This window comes from Micromonospora sp. NPDC048040, assembly GCF_055587185.1.
The window spans coordinates 197,897-214,700 of record NZ_JBVJGT010000006.1 but is presented as its reverse complement, the minus strand read 5'-3'; the positions used below and the strand labels follow the sequence as shown (position 1 = coordinate 214,700).

Genomic DNA, 16,804 nt, shown 5'->3' with positions numbered 1-16,804 from the left:
TCCTTCCCGCTCAACGCGCGTCCGCAGCGATAAGCCTTACAGACTTGATGACCTGAAGGAGGACAAGGAGGGGGTGTCCCAGATCAAGGGTGGACGCCGCGAAATTTAGATAGCTAATACGGAAGTCGTCGCCGGCTACTACAGCGTCTGCCAAGTCGTAACTTGCGCTGGCATGTCCCACTGCGTTACGAATTCGCTTATCCAGGAGATTGGGTAGTTGAGAAATCCACGACGGCCAATCCTGGAACCAGTGAATCTTAGTGGCATTCGGTAGGTCGGCAAAATCATCGAGCGATTTCGGGCTCTTCGCCTTTGCGTTGCTCTTCAGGATGATTTCCGGCACCACGCAGAATGAGTCCGGGTTTCCTCTCGCGGCCGCGTTCATCACTGCGATCGCGTAAGGCAGCGCTTGAAAGCACGTTTCGTACACCTGAACATAGAGATCTCTGAGGGTATGGAAATCGTCCCTGACGACTCGCAACTCCTCTAGGTGCTGCGCCATGGCGGGCTCCGTGGCCCTGACGATAAATCCGGGTGCCCAGCTCTCCCATGCGCGCACAAACGACTGGAGTTGAACGAAGAGCCGCTTATGAATCCCGCCTAGCGTCCCCGACTTCTCTGCCCTTGCTGCCCAACTTGTGAAATCTGTATTGTGCACAGCCGCCGGAACCGAAGCTACGAAATCCCTTATTAGTTCCCTCCCGCCGTGCCCCGGAATTAAAGGAAGTAGCAGGTTTTGCGCTGGCCACAAAGCGGCAATGTGTCGCTCTTGTGAGTTCTTAGGTTTGACCCACCCTCGGTGAAGCTCCGCGCCCTTCTTGTGGAAGAGATCCCATTGCTGGTTGAGATAATAGTGAAGAAACCGCTCGTACTGTCGCCACAGGTCCGCCTGCCCGTGTAGGCGCTCATGGAATCTATTAGCCCACAAGTTGTCCCCTACAAGCCGGCCGAAAGTTATGTTAGGACCCCCGCCGAAGTCGCCGAGCGAACGTGCCGCAGGAGCCAGGGGCGACACCGTCCCTGCGGTGAAGACCGCAGCGTCGTCAGGAATTTCCTCAACAGGTTCGGGCTCGATAGAGGCGTCATCGAATTGAACCGTGGCTTTGTCAAGTTCACGTCCCTGAAAGCTGCCCCTGATGCCATAGGAGCACAACGGGCACTGGAACAAAATGCGCGTGAGCACGGTAGGTGTGATCTCTAGGCGAAGGATGAAGCTTTGTTCGCACCCGCTGCACTTCAGCTTGAACCTGGTGATCATGTAGCCCCTTCCGCAGCCCGCACGAACGGCAAGCGATTCAGTCTAGTCATCGGTGCAAGAGCTTCGATGCAGTCTCAGGGCAAGGAGGCAACGCATGTGGTGTGAGAACTTTCTGTACGGGATCAAGGCGGCCCGCGTCGCGGGCCGCTCGCGCCGCCGAACCTGGGCCGGGCCGATGGCCCGCCGCCGCGCCTCTGGCCTTCGGCCGCCAGCGCGACGGTTGCAGCCCGCCGGCGGCGCGACATACGACGAAGCCCCGGGCCGCCGTGGTAGATGGCAGATCCGGGGCTTCAGTTGGTCGAGACACAGGCAGTGCCTCCGGCGGGGTTCTCGGGCACTCCGGGATGGTTGGCGCCATCCCGACAGCCTCCGTCCGGGCAAAGCCGAGTGGGTGGGGCCTGCCCGGTCAAGGTCGTTCAGACGGTGGTGTGCTCCACCTTGACCGAGCAGGCCCCACCCACTCCACGGTGTGCGGACGAAGGCCGACGGGATGGCTAAGGCAGGTGGGGTGCGGGGGTCTCGTCCGAAAGTCCTCAGGCGTTCGGAGACTCCGGATGCTCGGGGCTATCACTTTCTCCGTGCTCATGGCGGCGAAGTTCTAGTCCCCTCAACTCATCGCCCCAATAGTGCTTGAGTAGCGGAGCCGGCACGCCAATAAGTCTCGCCGCCTGCTGCACGTACACCCGCAGGTAAGGCATTGTGGTTGGTAGACCAACTTCGTGAGCGAAGTTTTCGAGGATCTCCTCAGCTGGCTCGACTATTGCCTCAGCCGTCTCGAATATGGCCGCGACATCAGCCCATATTATCGCTCGTTTGGTGGCTATCTCGATTCGGGAGCGGAAGATGAGCTCATCGGCCGTCACTGCTTGCTGGACCTTCAGGTCCGAAGCACCTGAGTCAACAGGAACTTCTTCTAGGTCGAACCCATCGCGCCTCCGTGCCGAAACTTCATACACGCGCACGCCCTTGAGGTTGAGCAGAGACGCGAGTTCGGCCACATTGGCAACAGTTTTGGAAGTCATGACGCCAATTCAATTACTGGGCACAGTTCGGTCGGGCTATCGGCTTCGTCGATTTCACTATCGAGAGATGCGGGCACATGATAGCTCGCATTCCAAGACGCGGCGGGGCGAGAAACTTCCACCATGAGTCGAACTCGTGCGCCCGTTGCCCTCGCGTAGCGCTGAACGGTGGAAAGCCTGGGATCTCCCCCGGATCGTTCGAACTTTGAGACGGCAGATTGAGTTGTCTCCATCTCAGATGCCACCTCCGCCTGAGTGAGACCTTGACGAACTCTGAGACCGACGAGCGTGTCGATCAGGCGTTCGGCGTCCCTGGCGTCCTCCCGAGCAAGCTGAACGCGAGGATTGTCCGGTTCTAGGCCGAGAAGATCGAAAAGTTCGTGTCCCATGTCCTATCTCCCCTTGGTTGCCGCCAGCGTATCGCCTATAGGCGATAATGGCACTACCTGTCGTGTCGTGACTTCCAGTCACGGAAACGATCTACGGCGACCTCGACGTGGTGACTCTCGTTCTGTCGCTGCTTCTGGAAGAAGTGAAGCGCCAGGAGGACGAGCCCGTCTTCACACTCACCGTAGGCCAGTCTGAGTCGGCGTTGGCCCACCCGCACACGCACCTCTAGCACGCCGTCCCGCAGCGGCTTGACGTCGCCGGGCCGGGTGCGCCCTTCCGCGACCCTGTCCATGATCGTTTGTAGCTTTGCGGCTTCGGCCGTCGTAAGCCTGGACTTAAGGATCTCTCTGCGGACTGGATCACCCCCGCCGGCGGCCTCGTAGAAGTCCCACCGTCGGCTCATGCGCCGAGGCCCTGTGATCGAGCCGTTCCGACCAGAGACCCCGAAGTGGACCTTCTGCAAGACATAACTGACATCTTGATCGATGGGATGCCAAGAGTCCAACCGCTGGACGGCTAGAGGGCGGCCCGGATGGACGACCGGCACCGGGCCACCCAAGATCGTCGGGCACAACCTGGGCACAACTGAGGCCAACAAGAGCCGTCAACCGCTGTAAGACAATGGAAGAGTTTACCCAGGCCCATTGACCGATCAGCCCAAATCGAGATGATCTCTGCCAAGTGAGTGGGATTCAGGGTTCGAGTCCCTGGCGGCCCACTTTCCGCAGGTCAACGGCCCTGACCGGGTTTCGCTGCTGCCAGGATCGGGGCCGGTACAGCAGCGAAGTGCAGCAGCAGGTCGGCTGCCAAGCGGGTAGCTTCCTGAATCCTGGACTCGGCTGAAGCGGCGGCAGTGATGGAACAGCGAAAGGCCGGACGATGACGGACGGACCACTCGTGCGCAACTCGCGGCTGCTCGCCTTGTTCACCGAGATCGTCCAGGGCCCGGAGGGGACCCTGCGCGCCGTGGAGGCCGCCGGGCGCGGCATCGCCGCTGAGGCGCGCTGCACACTCGCCGTCCTCGCGGACAAGATGACCACCAGTTCCGGAAGCCCGGCCGAGTTGCGCCGAAGGGCGCTTGCATCCGCCGATCGCCTCATCGAGCTGGGTGCCATTGAAGACGAACTGAATGAGTTGTGGTCCCGTCGCCGAGAGGACGATCTTGACGACGCTGCCTTCGAGGCAAGCCTCCAGCGAATAGTCACGCGCGTGGAAGCCTGGCCCCGATCCTGGTCACGCTAGCCCGACTGGCCGAGCGCCCCGAACGGTAATGCGGCGGACCGGGCCGCGCCGTGTCTCAGGTGATCCTTGACAGGCGCGTCTCGGCTGATGGTCTACAGCTGCCAGAAGCCGTGGTCGTTGCCGCCTTGAACGTAGATGGCGAAGGTGCCATGCCCGGGGATCTCCAGCGGCTCCACGGCTATCTCGCCGCCGGCCTCCGCTACCGCTGCGACGGCCGCTTCGATGTCATCTACCAGCCAGTAGGGCCGCACCACCGGCTCTTCGGTCTCGCGCAACGGCGCCCGCACCCCCACCAGCCCGCCTCCCGGCATTTCGGCCGTCCGCGCGTTGCCGAGCCCGGAATCCGGCTCGCCGAACTGCACCCCATTCGCTGCTGCGTAGGTGGCACACACCACGTCGACTTCCTTGGTCACGATTTCGAGGTAGTAGATCTGCATGGCTGTCTGACCTCCGGTAACTCAACGAAGTACTAGATGGTTTTGATCTTCTGCTTCCCCGCCACTGTGTGGCCATCGCCCCCTGATCTCACGCACGGGCGGCATGTCGCTGCAATGGAACTTGCATCGACCCGAGTCGAGCAATTCAGCGCGCCGCAGGGTACCACGCTGACGGCTCCGCGACTCTCCAAGGGCACGATCTTAGGCCCTTGAGTCAGCCGCGCCCGTAGCGCGCCCGACGCAGCGGTCAGTGCGGGGAGCTGCTGACATACGCCTGGTGCGCCAGCCGGGGATTGTGATCATGGCTCGGTGAGGGCTTGCCCGGCGTGGTGGCTATTCATGGCTGGGGCACGGTGACGGCGCCGGCCGCGTATTCAGAGAAGATCTCGGCGAGGATACGGCAATGCGCTGGGGAACTGGACCGAGATGCGGTGTGTCGCTCACTGAGACATCCTTTGGCCGACAAGGGAATTGAAGTGCGGGACCTGATGTGGTGCGAAAACGAAGGCAGCCACCGTCAATCGTGCACGTCTGTGTGGACTGCTGGCTTTCTACCGCTGCTGGTCATCCGCGACAACCCCCATAGGTGAGGCCACCCGGTGGGCTCTCGGGTAGCCGGCGTCCGCAGGAGACCGGCTCCGATGAATTCCGGACAATCTTCGTACAAATGGCTGCTTTCTCGCCGAGTGCGGGCGCCGTTGCAACTGGTCGGTCAGGACCCGAATCCTCTGCCGGGCTCGTCGCCTCTTACCTGTGCCGGCGAGACGCGCCGGCGGAGAACTGGAGGATGACATGGAGCTCGTATGGTGGGGTGCCATCGCGGTCGGAGCCCTCGTGGTCTGCATGTGCACCGTATTCCTGCTGCGACGGAGGGGACGTTCCCGTGGCTGAGACCGCATGGCCGAGCGAGCAGTTGGTTATCGCCGCCCAGCGCGGGGACATCGCGTCGGTCACCGCGCTGGTCTCCGGCTCGTACCCGGGCGTGCGGCGGTTCGCGCACACGCTGTGCGCCACGCCCGAAGATGCCGAGGATGCGGCGCAGGAGGCGTTGATCATCCTCTACCGCAAGATTGGCACGCTGCGTGCCTCCGGGGCGCTGGCATCGTGGATGTTCCGGATCGTACGCAACGAATGCCTGCGCCGGCTGCGGCTCGTCGGCCATCGCCCTGCGCCAGTGGCCGACATCGCCGCGGCGTCGGCCGAGGACGAGGTGCTGCAACGTCTCGAAGCCGGCCGCGTCGCCGAGGCGATCGCCGCGTTGCCCGCCGACCAGCGTCATGTGCTGATCATGCGGGACATCCAGGGCTTCCCGGGCCGGGCCGTCGCCGACGCGCTCGGCCTCAGCACGGCCGCGATGAAGTCCCGGCTGCACCGCGCCCGCGCCTCGGTGCACCGCGCCCTGCAGGGAGGGATGATCGATGGCTGATGGTCCCTCGTTCGCCAGTCAATCGCTGGCGCGGCACCTCGCCCGTGGCGTGGTCGGGTTCGGCGGGCTGATCGGCTCGATCGCACTCCTGCCAGTCGTCGGCCCGGTTAGCCTGCTGCTCTTCCCCGTCGGCCTGCTCGCACTCCGGGGCTGTCCGATGTGCTGGGCGGTCGGCCTCGTGCAGACGCTTTCGTCGGGGCGCCTGGAGCGCTCCTGCACCGACGGTCGCTGCGAGCTGCGGAGGAGGACGGCGTAGGGACCCCGTTGGCCGCTCCGGCGGCGCCACTCAGAGCATCGCCACGGGCACCAGGCGAATCGCCTCGACGCCATCGAGGCGTTCGATCTCGGGTAGCCCGGTCCCACCCTTGCCGTTCAAGGGAAGCTGGAGCCGCAGCGAAGCGCGCGCCACCTGCGAGTCGAATTGCGCGGCAAGGTCGCCCTTGCCTTGGCACTGCTTGCGTAGCCGCTCGTAGGCGGCGTCGCGCTCCTCGAACTCGACCGACTCCGCGCGGGGCAGCGCCCGGACGGCCTCCTCTACGGCGGCTCGCTGCTTTTCCGTAGCCGTCGGTTCCAGCCGGACGATCGCCCCGATCCGCGACGGCAGGGGATCAGCATCGGCGATCCTGAGCCCAACCCACTCGACGCCGTCGACCGTACCCATCACCAGATCGACCGCCTCGGCGACCGACGCGTCGGTGACAGTCGCGTGAAGGGACTCCGGCATGTTCTCCGGATCCAGATCCGCCACCAGGTCCGGCGAGTCCTTCCGCAGTTTCTCGTAGGCCTGCTCGCGGGTCTCGAAGGCGACGCCCTCGACGCTCGGCATCGCGCGTAGCCGCTGCTCCACCGCACTTTTTTGCGCTGCCGTCACGTCGCGGTCCAGCAGGACGGTCAACGTCGTGTGCCCGGCGTCCTTCGGCTCGGAGGTGCAAGCGGACAAAGCGGCCAGGAGCAAGAGAGCCAATACCGGCGCGACGCGACGCATGGGTCAGATCGTAGGTGGGCGCGGGGCATCGAATGGCCCCAAGGTCTTGGCCGGAACGGCTTGCCGGGCGGTCACGTCGGTTCCCGCGTTCGCCAGGGCCCTAGGCTTCCTGCATGGCAAGCGTGGATGCTCTCGTCCGGCGAATCGATGAGCCGGAAGAGGACGACGACGGCACCGAGGTGTACGACATCGTCGACGACCTCGTGGCCAGCCGCGATGCGGCACTGCTGCCGGCCCTGGAGGCCCAACTCGACCGTTACCTCGGCGAGGGCAACTTCTTCGCCCGCGACGCCATCGCCACCGCGTTGGCCCGCATCGCGGGAGTGGAGTCGTTGCCGGTGCTGCTTCAAGCGGCGGCTCGGGACCTGGGGGACGACCAGGACGGGTTGTCCGCCGAAATCCTGGACCTCGTCGAAGGTGCCCCTGTGCGAGCCCGGCACATCCTCACCCAGCTGAGTGCGGATCCGAGAGTTCGGGCGAAGGCGATGTGGGCGGCACAGTTCCTGCCAGATCGCTAGCGCTGATCCTGGCTGTGCGGGTGCCGGCCCCCGCCCGGCGTGGTGCCAGGGTCGCCGGGTTGCTGGCGGCGGTGCCGCCGCCGCCGATCGATTCTGCCGGCACGCCCGTCAGCGTGGCCGCTCCGGTGCCAGGATGCGGGCCACGGCGTGACAGGCGCCGGCGACGAGCGGCAGCAGCAGGGCCGCGCTCGCTGTGGCACCGCCACCGGCCTGGGGTACGCCGGCCGCCCGCAGACGCCGCCAGGCCCACAGCGAGAACGGGGCGACGACCAGCGGCGCGGTCACCACGCCGGGGGTGTATCCGCGGGTGACCACGGCCTGGGCGACGTGCCCGCCCGCGTGCAGGCCGAAGCCGACCAGGGCCGACTGGTAGAAGCCGCTGCGCCCGCCGGTGCGAGCGCCCCGGGCCGCCGCGGCGGCCATCACGACGCCCATCGCGCCGATGGCGATGCGTGCCTGCGCCGGGCTGACCCGGAGCTGGTCCCACACCCGCTCGGGCACCTGCGGGAAGCGGGCCCGCAGCCGTGGCCGGGCGCGGTCGAGCCAGGCGCCCATCGTGGCGAGTTCCTCGGCGTCGTGGATCGCCCAGGCCGCCAGCAGCCCCCAGGTGGCCGCCGCGGGGAGGGCTCCGTCCTTCCGCGAAGTCATGGGCCTATAATTTACGATACAGTTCGTAAATTATAGAGGATGTGACGTGGCCAACGAGCGAGGTCGGCCCCGGCGGCCGGAGACCGACGCGGCGATCCTGCACGCCACCCTGGACCTGCTCCGCGACGGCGGCTACCGCGCCCTCTCCATCGAGAAGGTGGCCACCCGGGCGGGCGTGACCAGGCCGACCGTCTACCGCCGCTGGCCCGACAAGGCCAGTCTGGTCGTCGACGCCCTGGCCGAAGCGGTGCCCGTCGCGCCCGCCCCGGACACCGGCGACACCCGCACCGACCTGCACCACCTGGCACGCGGCCTCGTCGACCGGCTCGCCGGCCTGGCGCCGGTCATCCTCGGCGTACTCGCCGACAGCATCGGGCGCGACGACCTCGCCGCACCACTGCGGGAGCGGTACCTGCGTCCCCGCCTCAACACCATCACCGACGTCGTCGAGCGCGGCATCGCCCGTGGCGACCTTCCGTCCGACACCTCGCCGGCCACCGCGCGCGATCTCCTCGCCGGCCCGCTCGTCTACCGGTGGCTGGTCGAGGGCACCCTGACGGACACCGACGTCCGCGCACTCGCCGACACCGCCTGGAAGGCTCTGACCGGCCGGGCCGGCACCGCCGTCGACGCCTGAACCGAACGTTGTGGATCATCGCAGGAGGGCTGCATGTACGACCGGCGCGACCTCGTCCGCGTCTACCTTGCCGCACAGGGCAACAGGTTCGGTGGCTACTACGCCGAATCGTCGGCCTACAACGCGGCGCTGAAGGCGCACTACGCGGCGATGCTCGACGGGCTCCAGCAGCTCTTCGGGCTGCGGCTGCACCGGGACGGCGTCGACACGTTCACCCACCGGGTGCTGTTCATGTTGTTCTCCTCGACGGCCGCCTCGTTCTTCGCGCTGCGCACTCCGTGGTCCGATTTCCTGGAGGCGGGCCTCCTGATCCGGAAGGTCGAGGAGGCGGGGGCGGAGGGCGAGCGCGTCATGGCGGCCAGCCAGCGCATCGACGCCCTCACCGCCGAGTCGCGCGAGACCCACCTGGAGATGCTCGACGCACTCGTCGCGGTGATGCTCGGCGACCGCGCGGAGCTGACGTTCGACACGGCCGACCTGCGGGCTGTCGGTGTGGACGACACGAAGCCGAGCACCAGGGACTACCCGCTCTACGAAGGCTGACCGGCACGGCGATCTGGGCGTAGGTCCCGAGCCGCGCCGGCCCGGTGAGGGGTGAGCGGCGACCGTCTACTGTCCTCGCCATGAGGACGGGGACGCTGGCACGGGCCGCCACCATCGTCACGGCGATCGGGCTGGTCGCCGGCTGCGGCGGCGCGGCGGCGCGCGAGGCGCGGGGGTGCCAGGAGTCGGTGGACGAGGCGGAGGCCAAGGTCCGGGTGGACCGTTGGGACCCGCCGGAGGAGTTGCCGGGTCTCGGGGACTATCCCGAGATCCACTGGCAGGCTCGCGCGTTGGGCGAGCCGTGTTCCCGGGTCCCGGGTCCGACGGACTGGGCGTACCAGGCCGTCGTCAGACTCCATCCGCAGGACGCCCGAGAACTGGCGAAGCAGTACGACTTCGCGCCCGTCGCGGCCGACGACCCGGCCCAGCACGACCAGGGCAGGACGCCCGCCGACGTGTGGCCCGACCTCCGGCCGCACGTCCCGGCCGGGGCCCGCTGGCTGCACAGCCGGTCGTACGACGAGGCCCCGCCCGCCACGCGCGGGCGGGTGGCGTTCCTCGACGTCGAGCACGAGACGGTGCTGCTCATGCTGAACGACCGCTGACGGCGGGGCGTCCCCCGTGGGAAGGAGGGGACTCACGCCGTCGCGGGAGGTGTGGCCGGCGGCCGGCCGGAAGCCTGGAGGGCGAGGGCGACGAGGGGTCGCCACCGTTTTCGGGAGGATCGATGAGGACGACACTCCGTGGGCTGGGCGCGGCGGCCGTCGTGGTCGGCGTGGCCCTGGCCGGCGCGTCGGGCGCCACCGCCTCGGCGACGGCGGACCGGGAGCCCGCCGGGATCGCGCACGTGACCGGCAGCGGCGAGATCCGGCTGACGTTCGCGCCGGACCAGGACGTGCGCAGCTTCAGCTTCGACGCGCGCGCCACCCCGTACACCCGACCTTTGCCGGGGGCGCCCCAGGGCCTGCCCACCGACGCGACCGGGACCGTCCACGTCGCCCACCGGGTCGCGGCGGACGGCTCCACCGTCCGCTTCGCGGCCCGGGTCGACTGCCTGGTCACGGCCGCGCGGACCGCGACCCTCACCGCCGTGGTCACCGAGGCCGACGCGCCGGTGGCCGACCTCGTCGGGCGGCGGCTGGGCTTCAGCGTGTACGACGGGCCGGGCCGCGACCGCGTCGGCTTCTCCTGGGCGGTGGTCAACGCCGACCAGGGCCCGGACGGGCAGTGGCGGGAGGGCAGCGTGGGCACCTGCATGGCGCCCGCTCCCTTCGCCCCGGTGACCGAGGGCGGCTACCGGGTGCGGCACGCCGAACTGCCGCCACCGCCGGAGAGCTGAGCCGGCCGGCGGATGTCGTCGGCCACGACGCGATCCGGCGGCCCGCCGTGTCGTTGATCCGGTTGAGCCGCCCCCACCTGCGACGACGGTGGGGGCACCGACCGTGAGGAGGCACGCCGATGACCCGTCAGCGCGAGACCGTGGAGGTCGACCCGGTCCTGTTCCGTGCCGTCTACGACTCGCCCGCGTCGCTGCCCGGCGCGCACCGGTGGACGACCCCGGAGTCGGACGTGCGGCGCATCGAGAAGCTGCTCGGCATGCCGCTGCGCAGCATCGGCGCCCCGCTGTGGGTCAGCGGCGACGAGCCGGACTGCCCCAAGTGCGGGCGGCGGGTCACCTGGTACGACATCGTCTCCTCCGCCCTCTCCGGCGTGCACGACCGGATGATGATCGCGACGGTCATCCTCGGCGACCGCAGGTACGTCAACACCGAGGTCCCGGACGCGATCGCCGGGGTGCGCTGCGCCGACTGCCGCACCCCGATCGAGGGGCTGCGCAGCTTCAAGTGCCACAACTGGGCGTACGCCTTCGAGGCGCTGGAGGCCGTCCGGGAGCGGATGACCGGCGCGTCAGTCGTCGGCCGTCAGCTCGCGGACGAACCGCAGGCCGGGACGCCCGTCGAGTGACATCTCGCCGACCGGCGTGAAGCCGGTGCGCCGCAGCACCGCGAGCGAGCCGGCGTTGTCCAGGGTCGTCCTGGCCCTCAGCCGGCACAGCCCGTACGCCGCACGTGCCAGCGCGGCCACGCGGCGGACGCCGTCGGTCGCCACCCCGCGCCCGGCGGCCCGCTCGGCCACCCGGTAGCCCAGCTCGGCCTCGCCGTCGGCGACGTCGACCAGGTTGAACCGGCCCAGCACCGCCCCGTCGGCGTCGACCAGGACGTGGAAGTGGCACGCGCCGGTCTCCTGCTCGGCGAGCAGCCCCGCGTGCCGCGCGTCGAAGTCGGCGAAGTACGCGTCGCCGCGGTCCGGCACCGACCGGGCGAACCACTCCCGGTTCTCGCGTTCGAAGCGCAGCAGCGCGACGGCGTGGTGGGCGGCGAGCCGCTGGAGGTCGGGCACCGCGCCACCCTAGCCAACCGCGGCCCGCGCCCGCCCCGGGATATCGCGGCGTCAGCGGTCGCCGGCGGAGCGGCGGGTGGGGCGGCGGCCGGGCGGGGAGGGCGGCTCGGGGCCGGGGTCGGGGACGGCAGGCATCGGCCGTGCCACGGGCCCGGCGCCGGTGACCCGGAGCGGCTCGCCGTGGTGCCACACCTCGATGCCGGTCGCCGGGTCGGCGTCGGGCAGCTCGTAGCGGGCCTCGTCCCGGGTCAGGGTGACCCGCAGCCGGTGGCCGTGCCAGCGCAGGCAGAAGCCGAGCCGGTCGATCCGTGCCGGCAGCCGGGGGTCGAAGGAGAGCACCCCCCGGTCGTCGCGCAGCCCGCCGAAGCCCTGCACCAGCGCCAGCCACGCCCCGGCCAGCGACGCCAGGTGCAGCCCGTCGCCGGTCTTGTCGCCCAGGTCCGCCAGGTCCTGGAGCACCGACTCGGCGAACAGGTCGTACGCCAGGTCGAGGTGCCCGACCTCGGCGGCGAGCACCGCCTGCGGGGAGGCCGACAGCGACGAGTCCCGGACGGTCCGCGCCTCGTAGTAGGCGACGTTGCGCGCCTTCTCGTCGGCCGTGAACTCCCCCGGGCACCGCTGCATGGCGAGCACGAGGTCGGCCTGCTTGACCACCTGCTTGCGGTACAGCTCCAGGTAGGGGAAGTGCAGCAGCAGCGGGTAGTCGTCGTCGGAGGCGTTCGCGAAGTCCCACTCCGGCTGCGCGGTGAAGCCGGCCGCCTGCTGGTGCACCCCGCGCTTGCCGTCGTACGCGACGAAGACCGCGTCGGCGGCGGCCCGCCAGCCGGCCACCTCGGCCGGGTCGACGCGGAGCCGGGCCGCCGCCTCGGGGTGCCGCTCGGCGGCGTCGGCGGCGCCGCGCAGGTTGCGGCGGGCCATCAGGTTGGTGAAGAGGTTGTCGTCCATCAGGGCGGAGTACTCGTCCGGGCCGGTCACCCCCCGCAGGTGGAAGGTGCCCGCGTCGGACCAGTGGCCGAAGCCGTGCCACAGCCGGGCCGTCTCGACCAGCAGCTCCAGCCCGACCCCGGCGAGGAATTCGTGGTCGCCGGTGGCGGCGACGTAGCGCAGCACCGCGTCGGCGATGTCGGCGTTGACGTGCAGCCCGGCGGTGCCGGCCGGCCAGTAGCCGGAGCACTCCCGGCCGCCGATGGTGCGCCACGGGAAGGTCGCCCCGGCCAGCCGCAGCTCCGCCGCGCGTTCGCGGGCCTCGGGCAGGTGGGCGTGCCGCCAGCGCAGCGCCGACCGGGCCACCTCGGGGGCGAGGTACGTCAACACCGGCAGCACGTAGCCCTCGGTGTCCCAGAGCACGTGCCCGTCGTAGCCGTTGCCGGTCAGGCCCTTGGCGGGGATGGTCCGGTCGCCGTCCGGCCGGCCCGCCTGGATGAGGTGGAACACGGCGAACCGGATGGCCTGCTGGAGTTCGGCGTCGCCGTCGAGCAGCACGTCGGCCGTCTGCCAGGCGGCGTCCAGGGCCGCGCGCTGGGCGGCGAGCAGCACGTCGAAGCCCGCCGCGCGGGCTGCCCCGGCCTCCTCGGCGACCAGGCGGGCCAGCCCCTGCGGCGGCGTCGCGTCCACCGTGGCGCACTCGTACGCGGCGAACTTCGTCAGCTCCAGCCGCTCGCCGGCGCGCAGCGTCCCGGTCAGGGTGAGGCGCAGCCGGTCCGGCGCGCAGTCGACGGCGGGGGCGAAGCCGGCCGGGGCCCGCACCTCGTGCGCGACGGCGACGGCTACCCGCTGCCCGCTGCGCTCGGTGCGGTGCACGAGGACGCCGTCGTGCCCGTTGGAGTGGCGGTACTCGGCGGTCAGCGGGTCATGGATCACCGAGGCGGCGCGGGGGTCGTCGGAGCGCTCCGGCACCCGCTCGTTGGCGAGCAGGTCGGCGCAGACCCGCACGTCGACCGTCCCGCCCAGCGGCTCGACGCTCCACCGGACGGCGGCCACCGGGCGGCGGGGCAGCGAGACGAGCCGGGTGCTGCGGACGCGTACGCCGTGCCCGGCCGGCGAGACCCACTCGGTGTGCCGCTCGACCACCCCGGCGCGCAGGTCGAGCACCCGCTCGTGGGTGCGCAGGGTGCCGGTGCGCACGTCCAGCGGCTCGCCGTCGACCCAGAGGCGGATCAGGGCGGCGTTCGGCGCGCTGATCACCGTGTCGCTGAGCTGCGGGAAGGCGTACCCGTCCTCGGGGTAGGTCAGCTCGCGCCGCTCGTGGAAGCCGTTCAGGTAGCTGCCGGGCATGCCGTACGGGGCGCCCTCGTCCAGGTTGCCGCGCCAGCCGACCCAGCCGTTGCCCAGCGCGAAGATCGACTCCGTCTCGGCGAGCCGGTCGAGGTCCGCCTCCGTACGCCGGATCCGCCAGGCCTCGTCGTCCCCGGCCCCGGGCGCGGTCGGCGGCCGATCGGCGGTCGGGGTGTCGTGCACAGCGCCTCCAGGGAGTCCGACGTACCGGGTCGACCGTGGCAGACCGGGCTGAGAGATCGCTGAGACGAAAGTCAGGGTCTCGGCCTGACCAACGCACACTGCGTCCGGCTTCCAGGTGTTCCAGGGTTGTCCGTGAGGTAAACGCGGTATGAACGATTGGTGAGGTGAGTCATGGTTGATGCGGGCACGACGGATGTGCCGGAGATCAGCGCCGAGTGGTACAGGGACATCGTCGACTTCGCCGCCGACACCCCGCAACCGGTGCAGTGGTTCGCCGGGCACTTCACCGAGGCCGCGATCCTGCTGCTCGGGGCACTGTGGCTGGTGGGGGCCGTGTCGCGCCTCGGCGGCGGCCCGCGCTCCCGCGCGTACGCCCTGGTGACGCCGGTGGCGGTGGTGCTCGCGTACGGGTGCAGCGAGGCGTTGAAGGTGGTGGTGGACCAGGAGCGCCCCTGCCGGGCGGTGGCGACCGAACTGGCCATCATCGCGGGGCACTGCCCGCCGACGGGCGACTGGTCCTTCCCCAGCAACCACTCGACGATCGCGGGCGGGCTGGCGGTGGCGACGCTGCTGCTGTCCCGCCGGGTCGGGCTGGTCGCGGTGCCGGTGGCGGCGCTGGCCGCGTTCTCCCGCACCTTCGTCGGCGTGCACTACCCGCACGACGTGGTCGTCGGCGTCCTGCTCGGCGCCCTCGTCACCGCGCTGCTCACGCCGCTGCTCGCCCGCCCCGCCGCCGGCCTGCTCCAACGCCGCGCCCGCCACGCCGAGCGCCCCGTCCCGGACCCCACCCCGACCGCTCGCCGCTGACCACGCGGCGGGCGGGCTCAGGCCAGGAGGAGCGCGGCGACGGCGCCGAGGGCGAGGAAGGGGCCGAAGGGGAGGTGGCTGCGCCAGCCGACGCGGCGGGTGACCAGGAGCGCGACACCGACCAGCCCGGAGAGCAGCAGGGCGAGCACCAGCCCGACCACCGGGAGGGCCCAGCCGTACCAGCCCAGCAGGGCGCCGACGCCGAGCGCCAGCTTGGCATCGCCGAGGCCGAACCCGCGCCGGCCGAACAGCAGCGTGGTGGTGGCGAAGAACAGCGCCAGCCCCGCCCCGGCCACGGTGGCCCGCAGCCAGGGCGCCGGCCCCGCCCCGGCGAGCGCGGCCACGCCGAGCAGCAGCCAGGTGCCTGCCGCGGCGGGCCAGGTGAGCCGGTCCGGCAGCCGGTGCACGGCCGCGTCGACGAAGACGAGGGGGATCGCCCAGCCCAGCCACCAGGCGGTGGCGGCCAGCACCGCGGCGGGCGGACCGACCAGCAGCAGCACCCCGAGCGCCGCCGCCACGGCGAGTTCGACCGCGCCGGGCGGCGGGCCGACGCGATCCCGGCACCGCCCGCACCGGGCCGTCGGGCCCAGCGCTGGCCACGGCCGGGCCAGCCCGATCGGAGCGCCGCAGGCGTCGCACCCGGTCCTGGTGGCCACCCCCGGCGGTACGGCGTACCGGATCGCGGCGAGGCGGAGCACCGGGCCGAGGGCGAGGACGGCCAGCGCCCGCGCGGCGGGGGAGGCGACCGGCGGCGGCCCGGCGGGCTCCGCCCGCACCGGCGGTTCGGTCAGCGCCATGGACGGCCCTCCCGCCGGACGCCGGGGCGCGACACGGAGGGTAGTGACGACCCGGCCGGCCGGTAACGGGCGCGACGGCCTGCGCCCCTCCCGCCGGAATCGCGGAAATGCGCGCGGAAATAGCGCGACCACATGAGCGGGAATCCCATACGAATGGAATTTTGATACCTCAGGGCGGGGGACGGATCGGACCAGACGCCGCGTCCGGGACAGCCCCCGGCGACCACGACGCCCACTCGTTCACCGGACGGACTCCCGCCGCGTCGACTTTTCCAGCCGCCCTGCGGAACCCCGCAGCCCGACTCGATCGCACCGCCCGCAGTCACCCCTCGCCACCACCTGTCATCACTCATGGTAGTCATCTGAATTGCCTCTGTCGCATCGGCGGACGTCAGCCTATGCTCGCCCCTTGGGTGCGGTGCAACCCCGCGACGAAACGACGGGACGACCCAGGGCTTGCATTTGTAGATATCCATAACGGCGAATGCGACGACGCTTTCCGACAGGTCCGGATGGCCCCATTCGGCCACGCCGCCGCATGCCCGGAGGCCGGTGCACCGACCTCCGGACGGCCACCGAGGAGGCACGACGTGCGCGGACGGCAGCTCGGCCGGTCGACGGCCCGCCTGCTCGCCATCGCGGCGATCGCGGCGGTCACGGCCTGCGGCGCCGACCCGGCGACGACCACCCGGGCGGCTCCCGCCAACGGCGCCCCGACCCCGACCCATCGGGGCGTTGACGAGCAGGCCGCCAGGAAGGCGGCCCTGGCCGCGTACGCCGGATACCTCGCCGCGTCCCGCACGGCGAGCGGGCGCAGCGACCCCCACCACCCGGACCTGTCGCGGTTCCTCGCCGACCCGCTGCTGACGCGGGTCCGGCTGTCCATCCGCGAGGCGAAGGAGCACGGCGCGATGCGTACCGGCACGTTGGTCTCCGACCCCACCGTGACGTCGGTGAGCCTGGATTCGAGCCCGCCCACCGTGGAGATCCAGGACTGCCTGGACGCGACCGGCTACCGCCTGGTCTACGCCAGGGACAAGCGGGTCGTCCCCGGCACCGGGGGGACCCGGCACCTGGCCACGGCGACCGCCACCCGGTACCCGGACGGCCGCTGGCTGATCAGCGCCGGTGCCGCCCACGAGGACCTGCCGTGCTGACCTGGGGAGGAGGGGGCGCCCCGGCCGTCGCGTCGAGCAGGGCCGGGGCGACCCGCACCCGCACCGCCGGGGCCGGGGCG

General features: G+C 70.3%; 21 protein-coding genes. 11 read left to right on the top strand and 10 right to left on the bottom strand.

Annotated features, from left to right (window positions below; genetic code table 11):
• Nucleotides 1-10 precede the first annotated feature (10 nt).
• The 4 genes from ACZ6O2_RS10300 to ACZ6O2_RS10285 form a co-directional block, all read right to left on the bottom strand.
• A complete protein-coding gene (locus ACZ6O2_RS10300; protein WP_466022635.1) occupies nt 11-1,258 on the bottom strand; it encodes a hypothetical protein in 1,248 nt (415 codons plus the stop codon).
• 533 nt (nt 1,259-1,791) lie between these two features.
• On the bottom strand, nt 1,792-2,280 hold the full coding sequence (locus ACZ6O2_RS10295; protein WP_466022634.1) for a hypothetical protein: 489 nt from the start codon (nt 2,278-2,280) through the stop codon (nt 1,792-1,794).
• Nucleotides 2,277-2,669, bottom strand: a complete 393-nt coding sequence (locus ACZ6O2_RS10290; protein ID WP_466022633.1) for a helix-turn-helix domain-containing protein — start codon at nt 2,667-2,669, stop codon at nt 2,277-2,279. The genes ACZ6O2_RS10295 and ACZ6O2_RS10290 overlap by 4 nt, the downstream gene beginning before the upstream one ends.
• 53 nt (nt 2,670-2,722) lie before the next feature.
• The gene (locus ACZ6O2_RS10285; RefSeq protein WP_466022632.1) at nt 2,723-3,073 is read right to left on the bottom strand and encodes a hypothetical protein; all 351 of its coding nucleotides are present in this window, start codon (nt 3,071-3,073) and stop codon (nt 2,723-2,725) included.
• A 494-nt stretch (nt 3,074-3,567) separates the two neighbouring features.
• Here ACZ6O2_RS10285 and ACZ6O2_RS10280 point away from each other — a divergent pair, with 494 nt between their 5' ends.
• Nucleotides 3,568-3,912, top strand: a complete 345-nt coding sequence (locus tag ACZ6O2_RS10280) for a hypothetical protein (RefSeq protein WP_466022631.1) — start codon at nt 3,568-3,570, stop codon at nt 3,910-3,912.
• Nucleotides 3,913-4,004: 92 nt separating this feature from the next.
• Here the strand turns inward: ACZ6O2_RS10280 and ACZ6O2_RS10275 are convergent, their stop codons facing one another.
• Nucleotides 4,005-4,349: a VOC family protein gene (locus tag ACZ6O2_RS10275; protein WP_350702041.1), complete on the bottom strand. Its 345-nt coding sequence runs from the start codon at nt 4,347-4,349 to the stop codon at nt 4,005-4,007.
• Between the two features lie 883 nt (nt 4,350-5,232).
• Here ACZ6O2_RS10275 and ACZ6O2_RS10270 point away from each other — a divergent pair.
• Together ACZ6O2_RS10270 and ACZ6O2_RS10265 are read left to right on the top strand one after the other, a co-directional pair.
• Nucleotides 5,233-5,775: an RNA polymerase sigma factor gene (locus ACZ6O2_RS10270; protein ID WP_350702042.1), complete on the top strand. Its 543-nt coding sequence runs from the start codon at nt 5,233-5,235 to the stop codon at nt 5,773-5,775.
• Nucleotides 5,768-6,031: a hypothetical protein gene (locus ACZ6O2_RS10265; protein WP_466022630.1), complete on the top strand. Its 264-nt coding sequence runs from the start codon at nt 5,768-5,770 to the stop codon at nt 6,029-6,031. Before ACZ6O2_RS10270 ends, ACZ6O2_RS10265 begins: the two co-directional genes overlap by 8 nt.
• A 30-nt stretch (nt 6,032-6,061) precedes the next feature.
• Here the strand turns inward: ACZ6O2_RS10265 and ACZ6O2_RS10260 are convergent, their stop codons facing one another.
• Entirely contained in the window at nt 6,062-6,760 is a 699-nt protein-coding gene (locus tag ACZ6O2_RS10260) for a permease-like cell division protein FtsX (protein WP_466022629.1), read from the bottom strand.
• 113 nt (nt 6,761-6,873) lie between these two features.
• On the opposite strand from ACZ6O2_RS10260, the gene ACZ6O2_RS10255 reads away from it, so the two are divergent.
• Entirely contained in the window at nt 6,874-7,278 is a 405-nt protein-coding gene (locus tag ACZ6O2_RS10255) for a hypothetical protein (protein WP_466022628.1), read from the top strand.
• Between the two features lie 108 nt (nt 7,279-7,386).
• Here ACZ6O2_RS10255 and ACZ6O2_RS10250 read toward each other — a convergent pair whose 3' ends face one another.
• A complete protein-coding gene (locus ACZ6O2_RS10250; RefSeq protein ID WP_466022627.1) occupies nt 7,387-7,926 on the bottom strand; it encodes an HXXEE domain-containing protein in 540 nt (179 codons plus the stop codon).
• Between the two features lie 46 nt (nt 7,927-7,972).
• Between ACZ6O2_RS10250 and ACZ6O2_RS10245 the strand changes: the two genes are divergently transcribed.
• The 5 genes from ACZ6O2_RS10245 (at nt 7,973) to ACZ6O2_RS10225 (ending at nt 11,071) form a co-directional block, all read left to right on the top strand.
• Nucleotides 7,973-8,563 (top strand): TetR/AcrR family transcriptional regulator, encoded by a 591-nt coding sequence (locus tag ACZ6O2_RS10245; protein ID WP_466022626.1) that lies wholly within the window; start codon nt 7,973-7,975, stop codon nt 8,561-8,563.
• 33 nt (nt 8,564-8,596) lie between these two features.
• Entirely contained in the window at nt 8,597-9,106 is a 510-nt protein-coding gene (locus tag ACZ6O2_RS10240) for a hypothetical protein (RefSeq protein ID WP_466022625.1), read from the top strand.
• A gap of 80 nt (nt 9,107-9,186) precedes the next feature.
• Nucleotides 9,187-9,711 (top strand): hypothetical protein, encoded by a 525-nt coding sequence (locus ACZ6O2_RS10235; protein WP_466022624.1) that lies wholly within the window; start codon nt 9,187-9,189, stop codon nt 9,709-9,711.
• Between the two features lie 122 nt (nt 9,712-9,833).
• Entirely contained in the window at nt 9,834-10,445 is a 612-nt protein-coding gene (locus ACZ6O2_RS10230) for a hypothetical protein (protein WP_466022623.1), read from the top strand.
• A gap of 119 nt (nt 10,446-10,564) precedes the next feature.
• Entirely contained in the window at nt 10,565-11,071 is a 507-nt protein-coding gene (locus ACZ6O2_RS10225; RefSeq protein ID WP_466022622.1) for a hypothetical protein, read from the top strand.
• Here ACZ6O2_RS10225 and ACZ6O2_RS10220 read toward each other — a convergent pair.
• Together ACZ6O2_RS10220 and ACZ6O2_RS10215 are read right to left on the bottom strand one after the other, a co-directional pair.
• Nucleotides 11,015-11,506 carry a GNAT family N-acetyltransferase gene (locus ACZ6O2_RS10220; RefSeq protein WP_466022621.1) on the bottom strand — a complete coding sequence of 164 codons (492 nt, stop codon included), beginning with the start codon at nt 11,504-11,506 and terminating at the stop codon, nt 11,015-11,017. The two genes, ACZ6O2_RS10225 and ACZ6O2_RS10220, sit on opposite strands and share 57 nt — an antisense overlap.
• A gap of 51 nt (nt 11,507-11,557) precedes the next feature.
• Nucleotides 11,558-13,963, bottom strand: coding sequence for a glycoside hydrolase family 65 protein (locus ACZ6O2_RS10215; protein WP_466022620.1), 2,406 nt, complete (start codon nt 13,961-13,963; stop codon nt 11,558-11,560).
• Between the two features lie 171 nt (nt 13,964-14,134).
• Here ACZ6O2_RS10215 and ACZ6O2_RS10210 point away from each other — a divergent pair, with 171 nt between their 5' ends.
• Nucleotides 14,135-14,770 (top strand): phosphatase PAP2 family protein, encoded by a 636-nt coding sequence (locus ACZ6O2_RS10210; RefSeq protein WP_466022619.1) that lies wholly within the window; start codon nt 14,135-14,137, stop codon nt 14,768-14,770.
• Nucleotides 14,771-14,787: 17 nt separating this feature from the next.
• Here ACZ6O2_RS10210 and ACZ6O2_RS10205 read toward each other — a convergent pair whose 3' ends face one another.
• The gene (locus ACZ6O2_RS10205) at nt 14,788-15,567 is read right to left on the bottom strand and encodes a prepilin peptidase (RefSeq protein ID WP_466022618.1); all 780 of its coding nucleotides are present in this window, start codon (nt 15,565-15,567) and stop codon (nt 14,788-14,790) included.
• Between the two features lie 590 nt (nt 15,568-16,157).
• Between ACZ6O2_RS10205 and ACZ6O2_RS10200 the strand changes: the two genes are divergently transcribed.
• Complete coding sequence (locus ACZ6O2_RS10200; RefSeq protein ID WP_350702068.1) at nt 16,158-16,724, top strand: hypothetical protein; 567 nt, start codon at nt 16,158-16,160, stop codon at nt 16,722-16,724.
• Nucleotides 16,725-16,804 lie beyond the last annotated feature (80 nt).